The 22,248-nt window shown below is 52.9% G+C and carries 24 protein-coding genes and 1 tRNA gene; 8 read left to right on the top strand and 17 right to left on the bottom strand.

The window, feature by feature from the left end; all coding sequences use genetic code 11:
• Nucleotides 1-7 precede the first annotated feature (7 nt).
• The gene (locus ABNV41_RS03125) at nucleotides 8-979 is read left to right on the top strand and encodes a TIM44-like domain-containing protein (protein ID WP_349934980.1); all 972 of its coding nucleotides are present in this window, start codon (nucleotides 8-10) and stop codon (nucleotides 977-979) included.
• A 347-nt stretch (nucleotides 980-1,326) separates the two neighbouring features.
• Here ABNV41_RS03125 and ABNV41_RS03120 read toward each other — a convergent pair whose 3' ends face one another.
• The 4 genes from ABNV41_RS03120 to ABNV41_RS03105 form a co-directional block, all read right to left on the bottom strand.
• A complete protein-coding gene (locus tag ABNV41_RS03120) occupies nucleotides 1,327-1,461 on the bottom strand; it encodes a hypothetical protein (RefSeq protein ID WP_259286332.1) in 135 nt (44 codons plus the stop codon).
• 5 nt (nucleotides 1,462-1,466) lie between these two features.
• Nucleotides 1,467-2,435 carry a heme o synthase gene (locus tag ABNV41_RS03115; RefSeq protein WP_050820097.1) on the bottom strand — a complete coding sequence of 323 codons (969 nt, stop codon included), beginning with the start codon at nucleotides 2,433-2,435 and terminating at the stop codon, nucleotides 1,467-1,469.
• Nucleotides 2,432-3,688: a cbb3-type cytochrome c oxidase subunit I gene (locus tag ABNV41_RS03110; RefSeq protein ID WP_087651951.1), complete on the bottom strand. Its 1,257-nt coding sequence runs from the start codon at nucleotides 3,686-3,688 to the stop codon at nucleotides 2,432-2,434. Before ABNV41_RS03110 ends, ABNV41_RS03115 begins: the two co-directional genes overlap by 4 nt.
• A gap of 156 nt (nucleotides 3,689-3,844) precedes the next feature.
• The gene (locus ABNV41_RS03105; RefSeq protein ID WP_349934979.1) at nucleotides 3,845-4,642 is read right to left on the bottom strand and encodes a class I SAM-dependent methyltransferase; all 798 of its coding nucleotides are present in this window, start codon (nucleotides 4,640-4,642) and stop codon (nucleotides 3,845-3,847) included.
• Between the two features lie 50 nt (nucleotides 4,643-4,692).
• Between ABNV41_RS03105 and ABNV41_RS03100 the strand changes: the two genes are divergently transcribed.
• Nucleotides 4,693-4,869 (top strand): hypothetical protein, encoded by a 177-nt coding sequence (locus ABNV41_RS03100; protein ID WP_167506861.1) that lies wholly within the window; start codon nucleotides 4,693-4,695, stop codon nucleotides 4,867-4,869.
• 3 nt (nucleotides 4,870-4,872) lie between these two features.
• Here the strand turns inward: ABNV41_RS03100 and gshB are convergent, their stop codons facing one another.
• From gshB to ABNV41_RS03080, 4 genes are all read right to left on the bottom strand, one after another.
• Complete coding sequence (gshB, locus tag ABNV41_RS03095; protein ID WP_050820100.1) at nucleotides 4,873-5,868, bottom strand: glutathione synthase; 996 nt, start codon at nucleotides 5,866-5,868, stop codon at nucleotides 4,873-4,875.
• Between the two features lie 99 nt (nucleotides 5,869-5,967).
• Nucleotides 5,968-7,461: a glycosyltransferase family 39 protein gene (locus tag ABNV41_RS03090; RefSeq protein WP_050820101.1), complete on the bottom strand. Its 1,494-nt coding sequence runs from the start codon at nucleotides 7,459-7,461 to the stop codon at nucleotides 5,968-5,970.
• Entirely contained in the window at nucleotides 7,458-8,579 is a 1,122-nt protein-coding gene (locus ABNV41_RS03085; protein WP_050820102.1) for a glycosyltransferase family 2 protein, read from the bottom strand. Before ABNV41_RS03085 ends, ABNV41_RS03090 begins: the two co-directional genes overlap by 4 nt.
• Nucleotides 8,576-9,091 (bottom strand): Lrp/AsnC family transcriptional regulator, encoded by a 516-nt coding sequence (locus ABNV41_RS03080; protein WP_050820429.1) that lies wholly within the window; start codon nucleotides 9,089-9,091, stop codon nucleotides 8,576-8,578. Before ABNV41_RS03080 ends, ABNV41_RS03085 begins: the two co-directional genes overlap by 4 nt.
• Before the next feature lie 180 nt (nucleotides 9,092-9,271).
• Between ABNV41_RS03080 and trxB the strand changes: the two genes are divergently transcribed.
• The 4 genes from trxB to ABNV41_RS03060 all read left to right on the top strand — a co-directional run bounded on the left by trxB (nucleotide 9,272) and on the right by ABNV41_RS03060 (nucleotide 12,646).
• Nucleotides 9,272-10,219: a thioredoxin-disulfide reductase gene (trxB, locus tag ABNV41_RS03075; RefSeq protein WP_050820103.1), complete on the top strand. Its 948-nt coding sequence runs from the start codon at nucleotides 9,272-9,274 to the stop codon at nucleotides 10,217-10,219.
• 116 nt (nucleotides 10,220-10,335) lie between these two features.
• A complete protein-coding gene (locus tag ABNV41_RS03070; RefSeq protein WP_050820104.1) occupies nucleotides 10,336-11,217 on the top strand; it encodes a LysR family transcriptional regulator in 882 nt (293 codons plus the stop codon).
• Nucleotides 11,218-11,676: 459 nt separating this feature from the next.
• Complete coding sequence (locus ABNV41_RS03065; protein ID WP_280114338.1) at nucleotides 11,677-12,183, top strand: MucR family transcriptional regulator; 507 nt, start codon at nucleotides 11,677-11,679, stop codon at nucleotides 12,181-12,183.
• Between the two features lie 148 nt (nucleotides 12,184-12,331).
• Nucleotides 12,332-12,646: an integration host factor subunit beta gene (locus ABNV41_RS03060; RefSeq protein WP_050820106.1), complete on the top strand. Its 315-nt coding sequence runs from the start codon at nucleotides 12,332-12,334 to the stop codon at nucleotides 12,644-12,646.
• Here ABNV41_RS03060 and ABNV41_RS03055 read toward each other — a convergent pair.
• Nucleotides 12,638-13,903 (bottom strand): UdgX family uracil-DNA binding protein, encoded by a 1,266-nt coding sequence (locus tag ABNV41_RS03055; protein ID WP_349934978.1) that lies wholly within the window; start codon nucleotides 13,901-13,903, stop codon nucleotides 12,638-12,640. The two genes, ABNV41_RS03060 and ABNV41_RS03055, sit on opposite strands and share 9 nt — an antisense overlap.
• 28 nt (nucleotides 13,904-13,931) lie before the next feature.
• On the bottom strand, nucleotides 13,932-15,482 hold the full coding sequence (gene murJ, locus ABNV41_RS03050; RefSeq protein ID WP_087651949.1) for a murein biosynthesis integral membrane protein MurJ: 1,551 nt from the start codon (nucleotides 15,480-15,482) through the stop codon (nucleotides 13,932-13,934).
• A 173-nt stretch (nucleotides 15,483-15,655) separates the two neighbouring features.
• Between murJ and ABNV41_RS03045 the strand changes: the two genes are divergently transcribed.
• A complete protein-coding gene (locus tag ABNV41_RS03045) occupies nucleotides 15,656-16,828 on the top strand; it encodes an AI-2E family transporter (protein ID WP_349934977.1) in 1,173 nt (390 codons plus the stop codon).
• Between the two features lie 42 nt (nucleotides 16,829-16,870).
• On the opposite strand, the gene ABNV41_RS03040 is transcribed toward ABNV41_RS03045, so the two are convergent.
• The 7 genes from ABNV41_RS03040 to ABNV41_RS03010 form a co-directional block, all read right to left on the bottom strand.
• Nucleotides 16,871-16,944 (bottom strand) — tRNA-Pro (locus ABNV41_RS03040).
• Nucleotides 16,945-17,008: 64 nt separating this feature from the next.
• Nucleotides 17,009-17,884: a MerR family transcriptional regulator gene (locus ABNV41_RS03035; protein WP_349935087.1), complete on the bottom strand. Its 876-nt coding sequence runs from the start codon at nucleotides 17,882-17,884 to the stop codon at nucleotides 17,009-17,011.
• Nucleotides 17,877-18,197, bottom strand: a complete 321-nt coding sequence (locus ABNV41_RS03030) for an integration host factor subunit alpha (RefSeq protein ID WP_003623929.1) — start codon at nucleotides 18,195-18,197, stop codon at nucleotides 17,877-17,879. The genes ABNV41_RS03035 and ABNV41_RS03030 overlap by 8 nt, the downstream gene beginning before the upstream one ends.
• Nucleotides 18,198-18,269: 72 nt before the next feature.
• On the bottom strand, nucleotides 18,270-19,250 hold the full coding sequence (locus ABNV41_RS03025) for a beta-ketoacyl-ACP synthase III (protein WP_087651947.1): 981 nt from the start codon (nucleotides 19,248-19,250) through the stop codon (nucleotides 18,270-18,272).
• A 64-nt stretch (nucleotides 19,251-19,314) separates the two neighbouring features.
• Nucleotides 19,315-20,421, bottom strand: a complete 1,107-nt coding sequence (gene plsX, locus ABNV41_RS03020) for a phosphate acyltransferase PlsX (protein ID WP_349934976.1) — start codon at nucleotides 20,419-20,421, stop codon at nucleotides 19,315-19,317.
• Between the two features lie 87 nt (nucleotides 20,422-20,508).
• The gene (gene rpmF / locus ABNV41_RS03015) at nucleotides 20,509-20,712 is read right to left on the bottom strand and encodes a 50S ribosomal protein L32 (RefSeq protein WP_006116507.1); all 204 of its coding nucleotides are present in this window, start codon (nucleotides 20,710-20,712) and stop codon (nucleotides 20,509-20,511) included.
• Nucleotides 20,713-20,877: 165 nt separating this feature from the next.
• Complete coding sequence (locus ABNV41_RS03010; RefSeq protein WP_197687333.1) at nucleotides 20,878-21,432, bottom strand: DUF177 domain-containing protein; 555 nt, start codon at nucleotides 21,430-21,432, stop codon at nucleotides 20,878-20,880.
• 246 nt (nucleotides 21,433-21,678) lie between these two features.
• On the opposite strand from ABNV41_RS03010, the gene ABNV41_RS03005 reads away from it, so the two are divergent.
• Entirely contained in the window at nucleotides 21,679-22,236 is a 558-nt protein-coding gene (locus ABNV41_RS03005; RefSeq protein WP_087651945.1) for an outer membrane protein assembly factor BamE, read from the top strand.
• The last annotated feature ends 12 nt before the right edge of the window (nucleotides 22,237-22,248 follow it).

The following is a 22,248-nucleotide window of genomic DNA, read 5'->3' as shown; positions in this document are numbered from 1 at the left end:
TCTTTCTGTGAAACCCCGCATTCTTGCACCTGTTCTCACCGCCTTCCTGAGCATCGGCCTTATTGCGGGGCCTTTGGCCCTGCATGCTGATGCCCGACCCGGCCAAGGTGGCTCTATGGGCAGCCGTGGCAGCAGAACATGGAGCGCGCCTCCGCCCACACGTACGGCACCTTACAGTGCGGCCCCGATGGAGCGCTCCATTACGCCGCGCACGGCGCCTTCCCCTAACTATGGGCCGCAAACAGCACCGTTTGCACGCCCGGCAGCCCCCTTTGCACAATCCGGCGTTCGGCATCCATTCCTGACCGGGTTTGCTGGTGGGTTTTTGGGGGCTGGCTTGTTCGGTCTGCTGAGCGGGCACGGCCTTTTTGGTGGCATGCATAGCTTTTTCAGCCTGATCGGGTTGATGATCCAAGTGGCCTTTGTTGTCATGATCATCATGTGGCTGGTGCGTCGCTTTACTGGCAATAAAAGCTCTAGTGGCAGCGGTTTTTCCCTGGGTGCTGGCGGTGTGGCCGATTCACCGGGAGTAACACCGGGGGCTATGCCTTCTGCCGGTGGAAATGCCTCCTTGCAGATTAACACTGCAGATTATCAGGCATTCCAGCAAACGCTGATGGATATTCAGACAGCGTGGAACCAGCAGAATATTGCGGCCATGCAGCAAATGGCCACGCCTGAAATGGTGTCCTACTTTAACGAGCAGCTTTCTGCCCTTGCCAGCCAAGGGGCACGCAACGTTGTTTCGGATGTGCATTTCATTCAGGGCGATCTGGCCGAGGCATGGCGTGAAAACGGCATGGACTTTGCCACCGTTGCCATGCGGTACAGCCTGATTGACCTCACCACCAATGCCATGGGGCAGGTTATTCAGGGGAGTTCTACCGAACCGGTGAACATTACCGAGTTGTGGACCTTTACCCGGCCCTCTCGCGGGGGGCGCTGGCTTCTTTCGGCCATACAGCAAACCCGTCAGTAAGCACTGACATTTTATAGCCCCGCCCTTTAACCTCAAAGGGCGGGGCTTTTTATTGCCTGACTGACATTAACGGGAGATAGGCTGTTATGCTGCTGCTTGAAATTGTAACTGCATGCAGTGTTACGTTAGCAATCTGCTTTGGGGTGTTTTTTCTATTCTGGCAGAAACGTAAACTGGCAGAGCTGGAATCTGATCTCACCCGTTTGCGCACACAAGGCATAGATATCAGCAAAGAGACGCTTCTAAACGCACAAAGCCCTGCACAGAAGCAAGGCTAAGCGTTTACCTCACCACGCAGCTACATAGGCTGTGGTGAGCAAGTATTATCTGGCTCTAACAGCTAAAGCCTACGGGTGAACCAAAGTTAGCCCGAACATGATGGTTGCCAGCACCATCATAAACCCCAGCATGGTGCGCACACGTTCTTTTTGCCGTTTGTGCTTTTCTGTCTGCTCAAGCAGACCATCCTGCTGTGCATTCATGCCACTTACACCCATGCCTGAAGGAAGTGGTCTGCCAGCAGACCACAGAAAAGGAAGAACAGATAAGCCAGAGAAAAACGGAAGGAAATACGGGCCGCTTTATCCCCTTTCAGGCTTACGCCCTGCGCATCCTGCGGTTCTAGCAAAACACGCACAGCACATGCTACAAACCCCAAGCCAAGCACCAAAGCTGTGGTCGTATAAAGCCAACCGCACAGGTGCATGAAAGATGGCACCAGAGAAACAGCCAGCAGCACCAGCGTGTAAATAAAGATCTGCCAACGTGTGTGCCGCGCGCCACGCACAACCGGCAGCATGGGAATACCCGCACGCCCGTAATCCTTACAGGCATACAAAGAAAGCGACCAAAAGTGCGGTGGCGTCCAGAAAAAGACAATCCCAAACATCACTACTGGCAGAACGGCCATATGGCCCGTTACCGCTGCCCAGCCGATCATGGGTGGGAAAGCCCCTGCTGCACCACCAATCACAATATTCTGCGGCGTGGAGCGCTTAAGCCACATTGTGTAGATAACGGCGTAAAAGAAAATGGAAAATGCCAGAATGCCAGCAGCCAGTGTGTTGGTTGCCATCCACATTAAACATACAGAAAGGCAGGAAAGCCCTACCCCGTAAGCCAATGCTTCATTTTCTGGAATACGCCCACCCGGAATAGGGCGGGTAATGGTACGCTGCATGACGGCATCAATATCGCGGTCATACCACATATTGATAGCACCAGCTGCACCCGAGGCCATGCAGATGCAAAAGATGATCACCAATGCCACAAAGAAATTCATGTGGCCCGGTGCGACAATCATGCCTGCTGCACCTGTAAAAACAACCAGCGAGATTACGCGTGGCTTTAACAGCTGAATCCAATCCCGCGCACGGGTGCCAACCTGATCGGCCTTAAACCGTGGGCGCCGTTCTGCTGCCGCCTCTAGGGAAGCTGTTGCCACGCTATCACTCATGCCCGGTATCCCTTGGAATCCTGAACAGAAATTGCGGCCCAATGTGCAGTTGTCTGCTGGTTACGCTTAAAGCTCATCACTGCAGCACCAACAAAGCACAGAGCTGCCAAGCCAAAAAATGCACCACTGAGCATTTGTGCGCCCGGTACAAACACCAATGCCGTAGCAACAGCAGTGCAGGCAAAATGCAGATACGCCATAAGTTGCGGATACCAATATCCACATTCCTCACCGCGCCACAGATAGAAACCACCGCACACAACATACAGCGCGCCAAGCTGAAGTGCAGAATGCAGGCCGCTCCCCTGCACGAGTTGCACAAGCCAGCCACCGGAAACCACGCTCATAAAACCCAAGCCCCAGAGCAACGGCACACGCAGCGAGGCACGGGCATTCCATGCACCAGCCAACCACAGCACTGCCAGACAGGTGGCCGCAAAGGAGCACAGAGCCAGCATGGCGCTGCCAACCTGCATAGCGCCTGCACTTTCAGTGCCCTGCATAAAAACGCTTTTGGTCCACGCCACAACGCCAGAAGCCGCGGCAGCAGCCATAATGAATGCAACGGGTTTTTCAGAGAACTTGCCAACGCGGGCGCTCATTTCAAACACCACACCAAAACCGGCAAGCAGCACCACTAGCCCTACGGGGCCAGCAAAGCTTTCTACATTTACTGCTGCGGCATCACGCCAGTGTTTTACAATCTGCCCGGCCATAACCGGCACGGTAAGCAGCATAACAGCGGCTGCCAGCATTTCCCCCCATACAAAAGGAGAAAACGGCTTACGCTCTTCCATATCGGCACGGCTATCAAACACGGTTACCAGCAGGGCCATGCTTGTCATCAATGTGCCAACACACCACAGCAAGGTGGCTGTTTTAAGCTCGGCCCCTGTAACCGTTAGTGCAGCCCCAGCAAACACACACAGAAAGCCGGCATCGTTCATCCGAGGGAGCAACACGCCGGACCGCTGCACTGCACGCGGAAGCCACAAGGAGCCAAAACCACCCAATAACGCCGGAACAACAACATATAAAAGCATAAGAACAGGATGAGCCTGCACAACCGCATGCCATCCGGCCGTAGCAGGCATAATGCCCATTTCAGAAAGTGTAGAAGCACCTCCGCCAGCTAATGCTGCCAGAGCGGCCAGCACCACGTAAGCGGCACCTGTACCATTCCCTTTTCTGGTAACACGCATGCCATTTCCAGATGTCTCATTCTGTTGGCTCTGGTTATGGGCGACCATCATGCTCCAATTTCCAATTTCTTACTGGCATCATGCAACCCTACGCCCTTGGCGCGTGGCACGGCATAAAACTGTTCCATCATATTCATGTTACATACGCGCAAATGCCATTTTCTGCCACGCAGAAGAAACGCCCCTGCCTTGGCAGGAGCGCACAGGTTATGCAGGCAGATTTTCCAGCGTGACCAAAGTAAACAGCCCTAATGGCGGAACAGGCTGAATATAGGCGCGGCGTATATCCTCATCTGGCAGCAATGATTGCATTGCAAAATCAGGATGCCACCCTAGAGAATGAGATGCCCGGCCTAGCGCATGTTCTACAGCGCCGCGCACACCACCTGGTGCCAAAAAGTGGTTTACAAACAGAATATAACCGCCGGGGCGCACAACGCGTTTAAGTTCACGCAACAACTGCCGTGGATGCGGCACCACAGAAGCCACGAACATGGCCACGGCGATATCGAAGGAAGCATCTTCAAACTTCGTATCTTCGGCATCCATTTCAAGCAGGCCGTTAACGTTTGTCAACTTACCGCGCTGCACACGCTCACGCGCCTTGGCCAGCATATCGGCTGAAAGATCAATGCCGGTAATCTGCTTTTCTGGCCGGTAATGGGGCAGTGCCAAGCCGGTGCCCACCCCCACTTCCAGCACATCCGTGCCGGGAAGACCGTTTACGGCTTCTACAGCACGCAAACGCCCAAACCGGGAGATGCCGCCAAAAACAACATCATATACATTTGCCCACCGGCGATAGGCTGTTTTGACAGCCTCCGCATCCAGTGCCGAGCGGGAAGGAGGAGGCGCGGGATTATCCCCCCCGCCGGAAGGATAATTTTGGAGAACGTCACTCATGTCCTCTCTCTGCCTGCTGGTGGACATTTCTTCAAGAGCCACAAAAGGTCTTCCTCTTCTGCACAAGGCACTCGTCACAAAAGCGCCCTTGTGTAAGGGCATATACTCCTTTTACGCTGCAACTGTGCAATAGATAGTGTTAATATAGAGCTATGTTTCAAATTCTTCTCGCCATCATCGCTATTGCCATATGGGCAAGCATCTTCATCTACTACTTCCGAGACCCAATATATCAGTGGCTGGACAACAAGTTTGGGAAGGACACGCCACTGGCTGATCTGGAAGCAGCCGACAAAAAGGATGACACCCATAAGCAAAACAAGGGCTAGAAATCACGCGGCATTCAGCTTGCGCTCTATGCAGTTCCAGATTGCGCCAGCGCCATTGATACCATCAAAGCGTTCCAGCTCCTGAAGGCCAGTGGGAGATGTTACGTTAATTTCTGTCAAATACTGGCCAATCACATCTATACCCACAAAAATCAGGCCGTGTTCTTTTAGAAATGGGCCAATAGCCGTGCAAATTTCGCGGTCACGATCACTCAGCCCAATCTGTTTGGCCACGCCGCCCACATGCATGTTTGACCGGTGATCTTCCCCCGATGGCACGCGGTTGATGGCGCCTATGGGTTCTCCATCCACCAGAATAATACGTTTATCTCCGGCCGTTACGGCAGGTTCGTAGCGCTGAATCATCAATGGCTCGCGCGAGCGCGCAAAATGCATTTCAAGCAAAGCATTCAGATTCTGGTCATCTGCACGGATACGGAAAACCCCGCTCCCGCCATTCCCGAAAAGTGGCTTCACGATAATATCGTGCCACTTGGCCCGGAAGGCCCGAATCTGTTCGACATCCCACGTCACCAAGGTGGGGGGCATTAAATCTGGAAAATGAGTGACCAACAGTTTTTCCGGGCTATCACGCACCCAACGCGGGTCATTCACTACCAACGCTTTGCCCGGACCAACACCATGCACGTGGTCCAGCATGTGTGTGGCTGTAATATATGCCATGTCAAAAGGCGGGTCCTGACGCATCAGCACCACATCCATATCCCCCAATGACTGGCGTGTTGGCACACCAAACGTGGCGTGGTTTCCTTCTTCCCGCCGGACTGTTACAGGGCGCATCAAAGCTGTTACCCGGGTTTTGGAAGACTGCTCCGGTTCCACCGCCCCTTCGCCCAATGCCAGCGAATTCACCTCATAGACATACAAGGTATGCCCACGTTTCTGAGCTTCCAGCATAAGCGCAAAGGTTGAATCCCCATGGATATTAACGTGCTCCAGAGGGTCCATCTGAACCGCAACCTGTAAGGATGATGCCATTGAGGTATGTTTCCTGTTATTCTTGGCTATCTAAACTGTAGCCAGCGTATCCTGCCTTGCCTGCCTGCTGCAAACAACACCAAGCAGGAAGCCACGCACCTAACGCCTATTGGCAGGCAATATTGCCGTATCTTCCCGCACCGCATCGCTCCCCAAGCAGCGCAATCTTACGCGATAAACTGCATAACTATCGGCCACAGCACCACGGCGGCTGCGTGAAATATCTGGATATTGCGCGAGAACATCAAAAAGCGCGGCATCAGGCTGATCATGCCGCCTGCGGCTACGCAGCAAATAGCCCTCCACCCCGCATGTAGAATGCGGAAACGCAAAAAACTGCCATCTCGGTTCAACCACTAGCACTTCGCGATTCTGCGCATAAAAAGACAATTCACCCGCAAGCCCATATTCATCTGCGATCAGCAGAGCATCAGGTGAAATCTGGTTTTCTACGGTCTGCACAAATTCAGGCCAGCCGCCCATTTGCCGTAACGTCATGTCAAAATGAGGCGAAAGATGTGCGGGGGCCCACAAAGCCTGCCCGACCACCACAACAAACATGGCAACGCCAAGCGCGCAGGCGGCCTTCCACCACCGATACGGTACGCACACTACAGACAAGGCAAGAGCGGGATACAGCACAACAGGCCAGTTTGCCTGCACGCGCGCGCCTATGGCGTGCTGCACAAAAACAACCACGGGCAGCAAGATCATACACAGCAAGAGCTGGGCGAACTGATCCCGCAGCCTAAGCAAATATTTTACGGCCACCACGAACAGTACAAAGATAAGCGGAGATGCCAAACCAACCTGGCCGCCCAGCAATTCCCCCATAAAGGTGAATATACGGGCGGGCTGCCAATCCCCTGCCCGGCCGCCCTGCTTGAGAAAGCTGACCCAGTGATGTGTGGCATTCCACTCTACCACAGGGGCCATACATATCACCGCCACCATAGCACCCAGCCAAGGCCATGGCGTGCGCAGCCATTGCCTTCCCGCATGCGTTGCCAGCAACCACATGCCCAAACCGGCTACAGGTAAAAGCGCCGTATATTTGCTATCAAACCCCAGTCCGGCAGAAAGCCCCACCAGCAACCAGAATGCGGGATGCTTACCAGAAAGCAGGTTGCTCACGCTCCACAGCAGCAAGGCCATAAAAAACACCAGCGGTGTATCTGGCGTCATGATGAGCGTGCCCAGCCCCACGGCCAATGTGCTGTTCAGCACAATACCGGGCTTAACAGCCGTTACGAACCTGCTGGAACTTTCCGCCAATACTTTCTGAGATTGAAGCCATTGCTGTGCAGCCTGCACCAACAGAATCGTGCCAATCGCGGCAGAAACAGGCCCCATAAAACGCAGGCCTTCTGCGGTATCACCCGCAAAAAACATGCCAATGCGCATCCACAGCGCCACCATGGGCGGATGATCAAGATACCCCGCAGCCGGAGCCAAAGCCCAGAGACGGTAATAAGCTTCATCGGGAGAAAGTGGGATCCATGCGGCCAGAATCAGCCGGAGCAATGTAAGCAGCCCCAGCGCTATCAGGCACATCCATGCACCACGCGTGTGGCTTGCTGTTTTTACGATCACGAGCGCCAGACAACGGTTGAAGACATGGCGTAATTCCACACCACAGCAAGAATGGCACCCGCCAGACTGGCCTCATTAAGCATATGATTCTGACCGTAAATCATGCGGGCAATGCCCACATCCGCCAACGCGCCAACCGAACACACCAACATAAAGAGAACAAGCCCACGCATACACGCCCAGCCACGCAAGCGCCTGTCACGATACGTAAAATTGTTATCCAGAAAGAAATTCAGAATCATGGCGGCAACAGTGCCAATGGCCTGCGCCACGGAAAAATGTGCCCCTACCAAGCGGGCGCACTGCATAACCACCAAATTTGTGCCAACGCCTGCCAGCCCGACCATACAAAAGGCGACAAACCGCAAAGGTACCCAGCCTTTGGCAAACTTATCCAAAAGAAGTGCGGCAAACTGGAGCATAACCAACGCATCCAGCTTGCTTTCCCCCGCCACACGTGGGCGAAACCCGCAAGGCACCTCCTGCACACGCAGGAGTTTGGGGGCAGAAAGCAGTAAATCGAGTAAGATTTTAAAACCTGTGCCAGACAAACGCGGGGCAATTGCGGCGAATGTTTCTTGCCTTAATGCAAAAAAGCCGCTCATCGGATCTGTCAGCTTTACCGGCAAGACCCGTTGTGCAAGCCAGATACCGCCATCAGACAACGCATGCCGCCACGCATTGGCCAAACCAGCATTATTGCCACCCTCAACATGCCGACTCCCAACAACAACATCACATGTGTTGTTCAGAACAGCATCTATCAGCTCGCCAAGGCGTGATTCGTCATGCTGGAGATCTCCATCCATCACCGCCACAACCTGCGCGGATGAAGAGAGCGCACCCTCTATAACAGCAGATGAAAGCCCCCGGCGCCCTATGCGGCAAATGCCGCGCACGCGTGCATCATTCCGGGCCAGATCGCGCACACGCTGGCTGGTATGATCGGGCGAGTTATCATCTACAAAAATAACTTCCCACCGCCTGCCCGCTAGCGCCCGCTCCAAAGCTTTAACAAGAGGCACCACATTTGCCGATTCGTTGTAGCATGGCACAACCACGCTAATATCCGGCCCCTTTACAACGGCTTCAGTTGAAACCGTTTGATGGTCTGTCACGGGGCCTGCCCTTCCTCCTCAACCTGTACTGGCACACCCCAACGCTCCAGACTTGTCCGAATGGTTTGCAAGGTTTGCACACGTATTACGTGCTGTGCTTCTGTCAATTGTTTGGTCAGCAGGTTTTCATGCGCGGCATCACGCGCAATCAAACGGACAAGAAAGTCTCCCCCACCGCGGATCATGTGGCATTCGCGCACTTCTGGCCATTGGGCCAGCTGCTGCTCAAAACTGCACAGAATGGCCTCTTTCTGGCTTTCCAGACCAATCAACGCAAAAAAGGTAATGGGCCACCCCAAAGCTGCAGCATTGGGTTCTGCATGATAGCCACGGATAATGCGTTCTTCTTCCAAACGCCGGACACGACGCAGGCATGGAGGTGCGGAAATACCGACACGGCGGGCCAGCTCCACATTGGTCATGCGGCCATCATTCTGAAGCTCTGCCACAATGCGAAGATCAACTGCGTCCAGATCTGTCACGTTTCCTGATCCATCCTGCACAAGAGGCATGCACCCCAATTCAACTCGCGCGAGTATATGCCATGCAGCACATCCGGCGGCAAACACCTAAAGATACACGCCCTTGCCCAAAACCCATGTGGCAGCCATATGCTTCCAACAGTTACATGCAGGCTGTCCCCATTACAGCGGCCTGTATGCTGGATTTCCATATGCGGGAGCGCTGCCAATATGGCTGAAACCATTACAACTGATCTGCTCGTTATTGGCGCAGGGCCGGCCGGGTATACTGCTGCCATCTATGCAGCACGTGCCAACCTTTCTCCTGTTCTGGTTGCCGGGCTGCAACCGGGTGGCCAGCTCACCATTACAACAGAAGTTGAAAACTACCCCGGTTTTGCCACAGCCATACAAGGCCCTTGGCTAATGGAACAAATGGCTGAGCAGGCGCAGAATGTTGGCACACGTATTGAATACGACATTATTACATCTGTTGATTTCAAAGCGGGTTCACCATTCCTTCTGACAGGTGATTCGGGCACCATTTACAAAGCGCGCGCAGTTGTTGTTGCCACAGGTGCTCAGGCTCGCTGGCTGGGCCTGCCAAGTGAAAAGCACCTTCAGGGCGCTGGTGTTTCTGCTTGCGCCACATGTGATGGTTTTTTCTACCGCGGGAAAAATGTGGTGGTTGTAGGCGGTGGCAATACTGCTGTTGAAGAAGCCCTGTACCTTACCCACCATGCTGCGCACGTCACCTTGGTACACCGGCGCGATAGCTTGCGGGCAGAAAAGATTCTGCAAGACAGGCTTTTTGCCAACCCCAAGGTTTCCGTTATCTGGAACAGTGTTGTGGAAGATATTCTAGCCGATGGCACGCCAGAAACAGTGTGCGGCGTACGGCTGAAGAACTCGCAAGATGGCAGCGAACAGACAATCCCGACAGATGGTGTGTTCATTGCAATCGGCCATGCCCCCAACACCGCCATCTTCCGCGATCAACTTACACTGGATGCTGAAGGGTATATTGAAACCGCACCCGGCACCACGCGTACTTCTGTGCCCGGAGTCTTTGCCGCGGGGGATGTACAGGACAAAACATATCGCCAAGCCGTAACAGCCGCAGGAACTGGCTGCATGGCAGCGCTGGATGCGGAACGTTATCTTGCAGGCTTAAGCTGATAACTTAACAGAAAACGGCTTCATCCCTTGACCAAGGGGGCCAATTCCTGCACGTAATACACCGCATAAAACACGGCTGTGTTTTTGTAACTTCATTCAATTTGCAGGAGGCATGCGTGGACTGGGACAAACTCCGGGTTTTCCATGCAGTGGCAGAAGCCGGTTCCTTTACCCACGCGGGGGATGTGCTCAACCTTAGCCAATCTGCCGTATCACGGCAGATTTCCGCGCTGGAAGACGTCCTTCAGGTTCCTCTCTTTCATCGGCACGCCCGCGGCCTGATCCTGACGGAACAGGGTGAAACACTTCATAAAACCGTGCGCGAAGTTTTTTCCAAACTGGAAATGACGCAAACACTGCTGACCGAAAGTAAGGAAAAGGCAGCCGGGCGGCTGCGCGTAACCACAACCACCGGCTTTGGTAACTGTTGGCTTATGCCGCGGCTTCATCGCTTTATGGCAGATAACCCCGAAATAGATATCTGCCTGATTTTGGAAGATAATGATCTTGATTTAGGCATGCGGGAGGCTGACGTGGCGGTGCGTATGCATGCACCCATACAGCCAGACCTGATCCAGCGCCATCTGGCCGATTTTAGCCTGCCAATTTTTGCTGCCCCTCTCTATATCGAGAAATACGGCATGCCGAAATCTCTGGAGGAAATCAAAGAACACCAGCTGGTGCTGTTTGGTGAACACCATCCTCCGGTTGCACATGTTAACTGGCTGACTCAGGCCTGCCGCACCGATGGCAGCACACAGACTGCTCGGCTAGAAGTTAACAGCATGGCTGCCATGGCCTCTGCTATTGCCGCTGGTTTGGGCATTGGGTCTATCCCAACTTACGCCGCAAAAGAATTTCCTGATCTGGTTCAGATCCTGCCGGAAATTACCACTCCAACTGTAGATGCTTATTTTGTTTATCCGGAAGAGCTGCGTAGTTCCAAACGCGTTGCTGTTTTCCGTGATTTTCTTATGAGTGAATTAGGTATTCGGTAAATATCATCGCCTTACCAAATATCATACACTAAAAAAGCCTGCCCTTATTCTCAGGGGTAGGCTTTTTTATTTTCATATTCTATCGCCTTCACTCACCAAAGCACTCGAACTACTTTTATGCTTAATTTTCTCTGATAGATATATGCAATATTTATCCTATTTATCCGTTATTATAATATTTTACTTGGATATTATGTAAAAACCAAACATTCCAGAAAATCATAGCAGCACATATTTATTGGAACCGGAGATGATATTTCTGCGTTTACATAAAACGAGCGCACACCGCCAAGCAGAACAATAAACCCGAACGGACGATTACAGACCCACCAAATATTACCGTTTGTTTATTATTTGAAACACGCCAAATTTCAGGCATTGCTTTGAATAATGTTCTTTTATGGCCAATTATGCGCCGAAATTGTGAGTTCACCATTCACAAACTACAGTTAAAGGAGTATGGAGTGCAGATATTCACACCAAATTCCTATTGGATTTATCATGAGTGAGAACCAGGACTACTCTCCCCTTCTTGATCTGGTATCAGAGATCGTTTCTGCACACGTCTCCAACAACCAGACAGACCCCGCACTTATCCCGGGCATGATCCGTGATATTTATCAGGCACTGAAAACAGCTGAACATCCGCAGAATGAACCGGAAAAACTGCAGCCAGCAGTTCCGGTAAAGCGCTCGGTATTTCCAGATTACATCATCTGTCTGGAAGATGGGAAAAAGCTGAAAATGCTGAAGCGCCACCTGCAGAGCGCTTATGGCATGACACCTGAACAGTACCGTGAACGTTGGGGCCTGCCAGCAGACTACCCGATGGTTGCGCCTAACTATGCAGAACGTCGTTCCACCCTTGCGCGTGAAATTGGCCTCGGTCGTAAAATTCATGCCGCTGGGGATGAAGAAGAACAGAATGGCCGTGGCCGCCGCAGCAAGAAGTCTCCTGCAGCATAAAATCTGCAAAAACTGATTGCCAAAAAGGTCTGGCGGTATTTCTCTGGTTCATACCGTCAGACTTTTCTATCTTGACGTCTTCTTCATCATTACGGAATGTTCTGAGTATCATTATTGTACACACAACAGCCGGGTGGGAGAACTTAAGATGACCAGATCCGAGCTGATTACAGCCCTGATGCAGAAAAATCCGCATCTTCAGCTGAAAGAAGCAACACGACTTGTAAATATTGTATTTGGCACCATTACCAGCAGCCTTGCAGAAGGTAGCCGTGTAGAATTACGCGGGTTTGGTGCATTTTCTGTAAAAGAGCGAGACCCACGCATTGGCCGCAACCCCAAAACAGGGGTGCAAGTGCAGGTTGGCAAGAAGCTCGTTCCCTTCTTTAAAACAGGTAAAGAGCTACATCAGCGCCTGAACAAGCCTGCTGCCAGCAATAAGCGCTCACGGTCATCAGTCTGACTGCTGCGTTATAAAACTATGTGCCAAGCGTAAGTCTTCTATAAAGCGTGCGTATTCACGTGCTTTGGCTTCTTCATTCGGCAGGCGCAGCAGATAAGATGGGTGCACTGTTACCAGTCCCGAACACTGCTCATCTAACTGGAATACGCGCGAACGCTCACGCGAGATGGTAACAGGCCGCTTGAGAAGACTCTGTGCTGCCGTAACACCTAACATAACAATCAGCTTGGGATGTACCAGCCTACGCTCTGCATCCAACCAGATTCGGCAGGCATCGACAGACTCCTGATCTGGCTTTTGATGAAGGCGCCTGTTGTTTCTCCATGTGAAGCGGAAGTGCTTTACTGCGTTTGTCACATAAACGTGATCTCGCAAAATGCCAGCCTCTTCCAACGCCCTATCAAACACCTGCCCAGCAGGCCCCACAAATGGGCGGCCTGCCAGATCTTCCTGATCTCCTGGCTGTTCACCAACAAACATCAGAGGCGTATTTTCTGCACCCTCGCCAAAAACCGTGCGGTTAGCTGGTTGCCATAAGGAGCAGGCTCTACAATCCATAGCCTCTGCTGACAGAGACGCGAGAGAAGGTGCCTGTGCAACATCTTCTAGCGTCGGCATCAGCACAGTATTGGGGTAACCCTGCCAGATACCCTGCCCGTCTTTCTGCCACATCTCAGCAGATACGTGCGCGGCCTCTGCTTCACCCTGCGCGAAATGGAGTTGGGTTCCATCCCACCACATACGCCGATAAGGTGTAATCACCTCCCACGGTTGGGCATTGCGCTCTACACAGAAGAAGTGTCCGTTTGCTTCCACAATATAATTCTGCGGCGTGTAGTGTAGGCTTTTACCTTGGCGTTGCGCACTGAATGCCGAGAAAGCCAGACGAAATTGCTCCGTTTCTTGCTTAACATTTTGCACAAGCTCTCGAAGCCGCTGAATATCTGGATCTTCCCGCAGATCCTCCATATCCAGCAAGCCATGCGCAAAACGATAAACAACACGATATAAAAGCGCGAAACGTTCAGGGTAATGCGCCTGCAATGCCTCCAGAACGGCTGTTACCAACTTGCGTGGAAGGTTAAGAGGAGCATCATTATCTGCGGACTCTGGGGCTTCCAGCTTCCAAGGCGCTTCCCCTTTGCCCGCAACACGCCAGCTTATACTTTCAGGAAGCACCTGCTTTTGCACATAATGGCGCGCAGCAGCCCGCCATGTTGCCAGATCAACCTGATGTGCCAGAACAATCTCAACCATCCCCGGCTCCTCTTATTCCTTACATCCGTCAGGCGCGTTTACGGTTTAAACGCCTGCGCAGGCCTGCCAGCACATCTGCCAAGTCCATAACCCCCAGCACATGCAACATACCCGCATAAAATATGCCCCCAAGCCCGACCATAACTGTCAGCCACATCAGGCGCATGAGGAAATATGCTGGTAGCGGCAACAAGGTTTCCAACCCCACTAGAAGTACCGCCATAACAGCAGCACCCAGCCCCACCCGGCCAATACCGCCCAATGTTTCCGGCGCAAGAAGCAGGGCATTTTTTTGCCGCAGTAAAAATGCCAACACAGCCACATTGATAAAAGCAGCCAAACTGCTTGCCAAAGGTGGCCCCATGTGAACGAGCGGCTTCATGAACAATAGATTGAGCACAAAATTAAGCAGTAGAACGCCAATACCAATGTAAACCGGTGTGCGCGTATCGCCTCGTGCAAAAAATGCCGGAGAGAGCACCTTCACCATTACAAAAGCGGGCAAGCCAATAGCGTAAGCCCGCAAGGATTGTGCCGAAAGCAGCGCATCATGCTCTGTGAAAGATCCGTGGCCGAACAGTACAATCATGATAGGCCCAGCCAGCACTAACAAACCGGCCACAGCTGGAAGTGTCAGCAACAACACATATTCAATGGACCGATTTTGTGCAGCATGGGCTGCATCTGTTTCTCCTGCCGCTAAATGGCGTGTCAGGATAGGCAACAGCGTGGTACCGGCAGCGGCTCCCAAAACCCCTAACGGCAACTGGTTAATCCGATCTGCAAAATACATGAGGGAAACACTGCCTGCGGGCAGCAGCGTGCCAATAATGGTATCAATGGTAAGGTTAATCTGCCCAACGCCGCTGCCTATCAGCCCCGGCACCATACGGCGCAGCAACAGGCGTATACGGGGCGTAAGAGCCGGCCACAAAGGCGTAAGACCAAAATGCGCCCGCTCACACGCCCAGAACAACAAACCTAGCTGTGCAACACCAGATGCCGTTACCCCCCATGCCGCAGCGTAAGCAACATTTGGCAAAAAGGGCGAAGCCAGCAGAATGGCTGCAATCCCCACCACATTGAAAGCCAAGTATGCCGCCGAGGCCACACCAAACCGATGCAAGCCGTTAAGAACGCCAGCCAATAAAGCCGCAGCACAAATCAGCACCAGATAAGGAAAAGTAATACGACTTAAACTGACAGCTAGGGCGTATCTATCTCCACTTTGCAAAAAACCGGGGGCGATAACCTTAAGAACCTGCGGCATAAAAATTTCGCCCAGCACGCATAAAAACAGCAGCCAGACCAGCATGACACCTAATGCTCTGCGCGCGAAAAGCTGCGCTTCTTCCTTACCTTCCCGCGTCAGCACAGAAGAAAACAAAGGTACAAATGCTGCGTTAAATGCGCCTTCACCAAACAGACGCCGGAACATATTGGGCAGACGAAACGCAACCTGATAGGCATCCTGCAATGCCCCCGCCCCCATAAAGGCAGCCAGAAGCTGATCACGAACAAGACCAAGAATACGGCTGAGCATTGTCCAGCCGCCAACGGTAAGGAAATTTTTAAGCATGACAGGATCAGTTCTTACTACGCCGCAGGAAACTGCGCGACACTAACGAAAGTGTCAGAAAAAGATACGGGAATATGATCCTTATGCGGCATATCGGGTTATGGCATAGGCACGACCGCCATAGCGCGATATGGTCTGATAACTAAACTTATGCTCACCACAGCATACAAGGTATGCTGAAGATAGAATGTTATTGCGGAACCCCTCGGAGAACACACCGGAATATGCCCGATTCATTGCCATCACAATTTCTTCCGGATTCACCTCGGTGCTCTCTTATCAAACCAAGCCAGCGCTCTCGCCGGGGGCAGGAAATGGCGCGTACGGTTCTGGCGCTGTTTATTGTAGGGGTAGCCGTTTACACAATTCAGGGTTTTCTGCCTGCATTGGCGTGGGGGAGCGTTTTTGCCATTGCCACATGGCCGCTTTATACGCGCGCCTGCAATAAATGGCCCCATGCGGCATCTGGCACGCTTTTGCCCCTGTTATTTACAGCGGCCATGGCATTGCTATTTGTTATACCGCTTACGCTCGTCACGCTGGAAGCTGTGGGCGAAGCCCAGAGCGCGCTGGAATGGGTATCTCACGCACGTGAGTATGGCGTGCCTGTGCCCGATGCCATTCATCGCCTGCCTTTCGGCAGCGCCGCCATAAGCAAATGGTGGCAGGCCCATCTTTCAGACCCGCGTGATCTTTCTGGCATGCTGGGTAATCTGGATAGCAAAGGCGTGGCTGTTACGCGTGCCGTGGGTTCGCAAGTTGCGCATCGTGCTACATTGTTCTGCTTTTCCATCCTCACCCTGTTTTTTCTTTATAAGGATGGGCTTTCCGTTATTCGCCAGTGCCGTGTGGTTTCATGCCGGGCTTTTGGCAAACGCGGAGAAAGCATTGGACGGCAGATTGTTGCGTCCATTCACGGCTCTGTTCAGGGGCTGGTGCTGGTAGGTATTGGAGAAGGCCTGCTGCTTGGCATTATTTACGTATTTGCCCATGCACCGCATCCCGCTTTATTGGGCGTGATTACTGCCGTAGCTGCCATGATCCCTTTTTGCGCCATGATAGCTGTTGGCTTGGTTTCCCTGCTTATTCTGGTGCAGGGTAGCTCTGTTGCCGCCATTACAACCTTTTGTGTTGGCGCTGTGATTATTTTTACAGCTGACCATTTTATCCGCCCTGCCCTTATTGGCGGCAGCACCAAGCTACCTTTCCTTTGGGTGCTTTTGGGTATTCTGGGTGGCGCAGAAACCTGGGGCTTGATTGGCCTGTTTATTGGGCCAGCCGTTATGGCCGCGCTTAATCTGCTGTGGTGCCGGTGGGCATACGGAAACAACCCAAAAGCCGGTTAGGCTTTTGGGTTGTTCTGCAACACTGATTTTTCAGAGAAAATATCGGGCAGGCGGGATTCGAACCCACGACCCCCAGTCCCCCAGACTGATGCGCTACCAGACTGCGCTACTGCCCGTTAAGTGTGGAGTGGTGTTTAGCAGGAGGTTTTCTGCAACACAACCCACCCCAAGCACAATTTTTTAAGAAACCAGCTTTTTACGGAACTCTTCTAGCTCCACCAGCACATCTGCCAGATCCTGACGTAGCTGACGGTTCTGTTCCACCAGTTCCGTCATATGCGGATGCGGCTCAACAGATGCAAATGTCACCACCGCGTCTTCCATTTCTGGTGACAAACCTGTGGCATCCTCAGCAACTGCTGTTGGCTCTGGCTCTGGCTCTGGCTCTGGCTCTGGCTCTGGCTCTGGCTCTGGCTCTGGCTCTGGCTCTGGCTCTGGCTCTGGCTCTGGCTCTGGCTCTGGCTCTGGCTCTGGCTCTGGCTCTGGCTCTGGCTCTGGCTCTGGCTCTGGCTCTGGCTCTGGCTCTGGCTCTGGCTCTGGCTCTGGCTCTGGCTGGATTGTGGATGCGTTATCATCCACAGCAACCACTTTTTCAGAAGAATCTTCTACATTTTCAGAGTCTTCTGGAACAACTTCAGATGTTTCAACTGCTTCTACGGCAGTTTCTGACTGTTTTTCAGCCTCATCTTGGTAGAGTGTTTCAGGCGCAGACGTTTCGGCAGCAGGTACGCCACCGTTTTGCAAAACTCGCTGCACACCTTTGATGGTGTAACCCTGCGTATAAAGCAAATCTGCAATATGCCGTAAAAGCTCTATATCGGCAGGCCGGTAATACCGGCGGCCACCGCCACGTTTTAACGGCCGAACCTGATGAAACTGGGTTTCCCATAACCGAAGCGTATGCTGCGGCACATGAAGCTCATCTGCCACTTCGCTGATGGTGCGAAACGCAAAAGGCCCTTTTTCTGAAGGCGCTGAATTCGTGCTTACATTTTCCGGTGTGGGGGAAGAAGATTCTGCCCCTGTTTCAGAAAAAGTATGCGCCTCATCAGTCATGATCATGCTCCGCTTCTGCATCTAGCGTTTCGTGGTTTACTTCAGCGCGCAGAAGCTGACTCGGACGAAAGACCAAGACCGAACGCGGCAAAATCGGAACTTCCTCACCCGTTTTCGGGTTTCGGCCACTCCGTTGGCCTTTTTTCCTCACGGAAAAAGTGCCAAATCCGCTGATTTTAACACTTTCGCCGCGTTCAAGAGCGTCCATCACCGTCTCCAGAACATCTTCCAGAAGAACGGAGGATTCTTTACGAGACAGGCCAACCTGCTGATAGATCTGCTCTATCAAGGATGCACGTGTGACAGTTTCCATAAAAATTAAAGTAACACGCTTACACGCCGCGTCAATTCATTCACGCAGTTGTGCTTACAATATGTTCTGAAATTATAGCCTTACCAAAGCAGAACCCCATGTCAGGCCACCACCCAAGGCTTCCATCAAAACCAGGTCACCTTTCTGGATGCGCCCATCACGCACAGCCTCATCCAATGCCAAAGGCACAGATGCGGCTGATGTATTGGCATGCCGATCAACCGTAACCACTACCCGTTCAGCAGGCAGATTCAGCTTTTTGGCAACACCTTCAATAATGCGGATATTGGCCTGATGCGGCACTAGCCAATCTACATCTGCGTAAGAAAGACCTTCAGCTTCCAGCGCTTCATCTACAGAGGATGAAAGCTTGCCAACGGCATGGCGGAACACATCACGCCCGCTCATTTTCAGATGCCCGCTTTTATCTGGCCGCCCTACAGCGCCATCCACATACAGCAGATCTCCTGCTGTACCATCGGAATGCAAATGCGTGGAAAGAATGCCGCGGTCACCCGGCTCATCCGAAGCAGAGAGCACAACGGCCCCGGCACCATCCCCAAACAGCACGCAGGTTGTGCGGTCTTCCCAATCCATAATGCGGGAATACACTTCAGACCCAATAACCAGCGCATTCCGAATCTGGCCGGAGCGGATAAACGCATCTGCTGTGGAAAGTGCAAAAATAAAGCCTGAGCACGCAGCAGCAATATCAAAGCCAAAGCCCCGCTTCATGCCCAATGCGGCCTGAACACGTACTGCTGTTGCTGGAAAAGCTTGATCTGGCGTGGCTGTTGCCACAAAAACCGCATCAATATCTTCAGCCGTCAGCCCTGCATAATCCAGAGCACGCCGTGCGGCCTCTGCCCCCATACTGGCTGCCGTATCATTCGGCCCAACAAGATGGCGGCGGGTAATACCTGTGCGGGTTCTGATCCATTCATCTGATGTTTCAAGACGTTCTGCCAGCTCTGCATTGCTGACAACCCGATCTGGCAGGAAACCGCCAAACCCTACCAGAAGCGAACGTTTCGCCATAAACCGTTCTTTCATTATCAGCCAACAGCATGCGGTAGCGACCCAACATGCCGCTACTGATCAGACAGTCTTGCACCAATCAGGAAACGGGAACCGCTGACTCGCGCTCCTCCGCATTTTGCTGGGGAGAGAGAAGTGCACTCATATGGGAGAGACGATCACGAATACTGTCATTAAATCCGTGCGTCACCATATCCATTGCCACATCAACTGCTGCAGCAAATCCTTCTGCATCCGTGCCGCCGTGAGACTTAACAACCACACCGTTCAGGCCCACAAAAACGGCCCCATTGTACCGGCGTGGATCAAGCCACTCCTTCATGCGTTCCAAGCCCGGACGCACAAGCAGATATCCAATTTTGGAAACAATACCACGCTTAAATACGCGCCGCAGGAGAGTGGTTGCCATTTTAAGCACCCCTTCCCCGGTTTTAAGCGCGACATTTCCGGTAAAGCCATCAGTCACAACCACATCGGTTGTGCCTGCGGTAATATCATGCCCTTCCACAAATCCGTGGAACTGCGAAGCCAATGGGCTTTCTCGCAGGGCTTCTGCTGCAACGCGCAGCTTTTCATCACCCTTCAGTTCTTCCGAACCGATATTGAGCAACCCGATAGAGGGCGCAGGCAGCCCCAACACAGCCTTGGCAAAAGCTTCACCCATTACGGCAAACTCTACAAGGTTGCGCCAGTCACACGCCACATTCGCACCCAGATCCAGCATGACCACATCACCCTTGATGGTAGGGCTGATGGCCGCCATGGCCGGACGGGAAATACCCGGAAGGGTTTTAACAACAATCTTGGCCAAAGCCAGCATGGCGCCGCTGTTGCCAGCAGAAACCACACCACGGGCGCGGCCACTTGCCACGGCATCCATGGCAAGGCGCATGGACGATTGCCGCATCCGCAAAGCAGATGTTGGCTTCATATCCATTGGGATAGACTGATCCGTATGCCAGATGGTGCATATGGATGCAGCCTTGGGGTACTTTGCCAGCAAAGGCCGCAACTGGGCTTCATCCCCCAGCAGCAGCACCTTGATGCCTCGGTGCCGTTCAGCGGCGGCGGCGAGCCCGGCCACAACAACTTCCGGAGCCCCATCACCTCCCATTCCATCCACGGCAAGGCTGAACACCTCGTCCTGTTCAGAAAGGGAATTATCTGGAATCTCGGTCTTGTTCATGCCTGCTTCTCTGCCATACCGCAGATGCCTTGCTCCCACAGAACGCGCATCACGCTGTAATGCGCGTTTTACCGCAAACCCACGCTATTAAGCGCGGACAGCAACCTTAAGTGCCTTACCGGAAGCAACCACTTCACGACCATCGTAATGGCCACAATGGCTGCACACATGGTGCGGGCGCTTCAGTTCGCCACAGTTAGAGCATTCAGCAAAAGCTTCCACGTTCAGAGCTTCATGGCTGCGACGCATGCCACGACGTGAAGGCGAGGTTTTCTTCTTGGGTACAGCCATGAGCCCGAGCCCCCTCTTGAAAAACGGTTTAAAAACGCCTGGCAGCGTGTTTTTTCACCCCACCAGACAACAACACAGGTTTATCACCAGACTGAGCCGGGGCCTCTAGCAGACGACAAGCTTTTTCGCAAGCAATCCAGAAAGAAAACCCGTACCGCGCCCAGATCAGGCCTTGCCCGGTTTGAGCCGAGACAGGGCCGCAAAGGGGTTCTGCTTTTCATCCTGCTCCCCTTCTTCCAGAAGCTTCTCTGCCTCTTCCTCGCTCAGGACAAGGCCTTCTGGCAGATCAATTTCTGGCGCATGTGGGTATGGGTCCAGATCAAGGGCAAACTGCTCTACAGCGGCTTCACCCAGATCTATATCCTGACCTTCATACGGAATTTCATCAATTGCATCCAGATCAGGCTCATCCGGTTCTACAAACCGTTCAGAAGGCACAAACCGAACACTGAATGCTCCTGCCAGAACATCCTCAAAGTTTTCAAGGCTAACAACGCAGGTCTGCATATAATGAACAGCCAGCGCCCCTTCTGCCTCCACCACACTGTGCCTGTCTGCCTTTAGCAGATACCGACAGCGGAAAAGCGTAATTTTTGGCAAACCAAGGCGGCGGGCAATTGCTGCGCATTCCTGTTCTGTTGCTTCCACCGTCACTGCTGTTTCCTGCCCCCCGATTCGGCGCAATGCCATTGGGCGGGAAAATTCTGGTTTTTCAGACATAGCAGCCTCCTGAGCTGGCAGAGGAAGATCGTTTACAGAGGCGCATACACTTACGGGCACCCACCCTTCTGCAACGCTTTTTCTAATTGGGGCTTTTTGAAGGAAAGCTAAAGGGGGTAAAGTGCAAAAACAGATGGAAAAAACCATTCTGTAATTGACGCTTCGTATCAGTTTGAGGCATCCGACTGTTACATGGCCGCGATGCGCGGATGCCTTAAATGTTATGCTTAGGGAAGCCCCAACCGAATGAAGCAGCCACGCCAGCATAAAATATCACGCCTGCGTAACACCTGTGGCGCACTGGCAGCAGTGATAGCGCTTTCTGGCTGTGCCGTGTTTGGGCCAACGCCAACGCCTCGTGGCTCTTTGGTGGAAGCGGATGATTACAACCAGCTTATCCCCGGTGCCAGCACACGGGCCGATGCGTTGGATCTGTTAGGCTCCCCCACCACCAAGGGGGCGTTTGATGACAATACATGGATCTACATTTCCATGAGCACATATCTGATTCCCATGGATTTTCCGGGAATCGGCAAGCAGCAGGTTGTGGTGCTGAAGTTTGATGATGCCGGGAACCTGCAAAGCCTGCGCACACTGAACAAAAAAGATTCCCGCTCTGTGGCTATGATCAACAGCATCACCCCCACACCGGGCACAAAAATCAACATCCTCCAGCAAATTCTGGGGAATGTGGGCCGCTACAACCCCATGCAGAACATGATGGGCGCTGGTTCGGCTGGTGCTGGCGGCATGGGCATGAACAATCAGGGGCCAGGCCACTTTGGTTCGGGCAACTCTCTGTAATCGCCCATGGGT

The sequence above is a fragment of the Acetobacter sp. A11-2 genome (genome assembly GCF_040208445.1).
Taxonomy (GTDB): domain Bacteria; phylum Pseudomonadota; class Alphaproteobacteria; order Acetobacterales; family Acetobacteraceae; genus Acetobacter; species Acetobacter oryzoeni.
This window is presented reverse-complemented; position numbering and strand designations above follow the sequence as displayed.